The 2582-nt window shown below is 60.0% G+C and carries 4 protein-coding genes; all 4 read left to right on the top strand.

The genetic code is table 11. The annotated features are described in order from the left end of the window. Window positions 1–120: 120 nt before the first annotated feature. Window positions 121–537: a hypothetical protein gene (locus I5W_RS03975; protein ID WP_305809651.1), complete on the top strand. Its 417-nt coding sequence runs from the start codon at window positions 121–123 to the stop codon at window positions 535–537. Between the two features lie 41 nt (window positions 538–578). Beyond that, a complete protein-coding gene (gene sctS / locus I5W_RS03970; protein ID WP_044528263.1) occupies window positions 579–842 on the top strand; it encodes a type III secretion system export apparatus subunit SctS in 264 nt (87 codons plus the stop codon). 13 nt (window positions 843–855) lie between these two features. After that, complete coding sequence (gene sctT / locus I5W_RS03965) at window positions 856–1650, top strand: type III secretion system export apparatus subunit SctT (protein ID WP_044528262.1); 795 nt, start codon at window positions 856–858, stop codon at window positions 1648–1650. Continuing rightward, window positions 1647–2582, top strand: a 936-nt coding sequence (gene sctU / locus I5W_RS03960) for a type III secretion system export apparatus subunit SctU (protein WP_044528261.1), incomplete at its 3' end; no start/stop codon positions are given. The genes sctT and sctU, both read left to right, overlap by 4 nt.

Genomic DNA, 2582 nt, shown 5'->3' with positions numbered 1-2582 from the left:
TGCACGACGACTTCCCCTGCCTGTGGCGGCCATGTTGCTGGCCGCACCCATGACCCTGCATCTGGCCCATGCCGCTGACGGTCCCGCCCTGTGCGGCAGCGACCGGACGCCGCATTGCAGATGGATAGTTCGCAGGTCAGTTCGCGGACCACGCCGCTACTGGTCAAGGCTCAGGAATCCTTCGAGCCCTTGCGCAAATTCATGATGAAGGTAAGCCGGCCGGAGCAGCGCGAGCTATTCCTGGCCTCGGCCAGGAAACTCTGGCCCAAGGACGTTGCCAAGGAGGCGCGCCCCAGTGATGCGTTGGTCCTGATACCCGCTTTCGTCGTGTCGGAATTGCAGGCTGGCTACGAGATCGGCTTCCTGATCTACATCCCGTTCGTGATCATCGACTTGCTGATCTCGAATCTGTTGATGGCGCTGGGCATGCAGCAGGTGAGCCCGCAGACCATCACCATTCCCCTCAAGCTGCTGCTCTTCACGCTGGTGGCCGGCTGGGGCAAGCTGCTCAATGCGCTCGCGCTGTCCTATGTCTGAGATGGTGGACCGGGTCGACAGAATTTCAAGAGAAAGCGAACATGGCTGATACGCTCAATTTTTTCCAGCAAGGCCTGTGGATGGCGGTGATGATGTCGGCGCCACCGCTGGTCATTGCCACCCTGTGCGGGGTGGTGGTCTCTCTGATCCAGGCCGTCACACAGATCCAGGACCAGACCTTGCCCTATGTGGTCAAGCTGGTGGCTGTGGCCGTCACGCTGGCGACCATGGGGCGCTGGATCGGGGTGGAATTGCTGCGGCTGGCGGACATGGCCATGACCATGGTCCCCGACATCGGTCGCTGAGGCTGCAGCGCCCATGCAATCCTCTACGCTGATCGACCTGCATTCGCTGATGGTGACCATCGCCATCGTCACGCCGCGCGTGCTGGTGTGCCTGGTGATCCTGCCCGGCTTTGGCCTCAATGTACTGACCGGGATGGTCAAGAATGCGACCGCCATGGCCATTGCACTGCCGGCCGCGGTCCCCACCTTCCTGTTCGTCCAGGACCGAGTTCCCGACTTCCTGCTCTCGGCCATGCTGGCCTTCAAGGAAGCGATGATCGGTCTGCTCTTCGGCGTCTTGATGGCCTTGCCGCTGTGGGTCACGCAGTCCATCGGCTCGATCTTCGACATGCAGCGCTCACCCATCCAGATCCAGGCCAACAATGCTAGTTTCGATCGTGATGCCAGTGCCATCGGTGCCATGTTGCTGCAGGCGGTGGTGCTGGTGATGGTGCAGGCAGGGCTGTTTTCGGCGCTGGCGCGCATCCTGCTGGAAAGTTATGCGCTTTGGCCCGCCTATACTTTGCTACCGCCTTTCGAACCAGGGCATTTCGAAGTGCTGGTCAAGCGTTTCGGCGAATTCCTGTGGTACGTCGTAGTCTATGGCGCGCCCGTCATCATTCCCCTGATGTTGATCGAATTCGCCTTTGCCATCATTGGCGTATTCGCCTCCAACCTGCAGGTCTCCTTTGCCTCGGCTCCCATCAAGAGCTTGGTCGGACTGCTGATCCTGCTGATGTACTGGGCCACTTTTTCGCATCACGTGACCGGTGATTTTGCCCATCTGCTGGACCTGCTGGCCAGCCTGACAGATGCGGGGAAGCGATGAGCGAAGAAAAGAACGAAGAACCCACCCACAAGAAGATTGAGGATGCCAGAAAGAAGGGGCAGATCGCCGTCAGTCGCGACCTGGCGCGTCTGGCAATGCTGGTGGTGGTAGCCGAACTGGCTATGGCGACCGAATCGCTCTGGCGCGGTGCGATTTCCAACCTGATGGAAGCCGGTATCCATGGCGTGGGACAGGACTTCATCCCAGTGGCCATGACCATCCTCAGTTCGGCCGGGATCTTCGTGGCTATCGTCATCGCCATCTGCTTCGTGGTCTGCATCGTCATCGGCGTAGCCGCGCACTGGGGCCAGTTCGGCATGTTGGTGGCGACCGAGGCGCTCACGCCCAAGTTCGACAAGCTCAATCCGGTCAACGGTCTCAAGCAGATCATCTCCAAGAAGAAGCTGGTGGAGTTGATGACCACCGTGGGCAAGGCCTTGTTGATCGGCTGGATCGTCTATGTGCTGGTGCGCGGCAACTTGGCCAATATTGTTTCCCTCTCCAGCGGAGATCCAAAGGACAGCTATTACGGTTTTCTGACCATTCTGCGCGCGATCTTCCACGTCATCATCGTGGTCTGCCTGTGCATCGGCCTGGTGGATTTTGCCATCCAAAAATACTTCCACAAGAAGGAACTGATGATGGACAAGGAAGAGGTCAAGCGCGAGCACAAGGAGTCCGAGGGCGATCCGCTCATCAAGGGACAGCGCAAGCGCCTGGCGCGTCAATGGGCCAACGAGGCGCCGGTGGCCAAGACCGCCAACGCCAATGCGGTGGTGGTCAACCCGACGCACTTCGCCGTGGCCCTCTACTACGATGCCACCCAGGAGATGGTTCCGCAGCTGCTGGCCAAAGGCAAGAATGAGACTGCGCGAGCCATGATCCGGCGCGCACGCGAGTGCGGCATTCCGGTGATCCGCCATGGCTGGCTG

Origin of the sequence: Herbaspirillum sp. B65, assembly GCF_000333555.1 — a bacterium.
In the GTDB taxonomy this organism is placed as follows: Bacteria; Pseudomonadota; Gammaproteobacteria; order Burkholderiales; family Burkholderiaceae_D; genus Herbaspirillum; species Herbaspirillum rubrisubalbicans.
The sequence above is the reverse complement of the archived record's forward strand: the minus strand, read 5'-3'. Positions and strand labels throughout refer to the sequence as shown.

Excerpts from the sequence above, each read along its gene's own strand:
- I5W_RS03975 (WP_305809651.1), top strand. The coding sequence starts at position 121 with ATGGATAGTTCGCAGGTCAGTTCGCGGACCACGCCGCTACTGGTCAAG.
- sctS (WP_044528263.1), top strand. The coding sequence starts at position 579 with ATGGCTGATACGCTCAATTTTTTCCAGCAAGGCCTGTGGATGGCGGTG.
- sctT (WP_044528262.1), top strand. The coding sequence starts at position 856 with ATGCAATCCTCTACGCTGATCGACCTGCATTCGCTGATGGTGACCATC.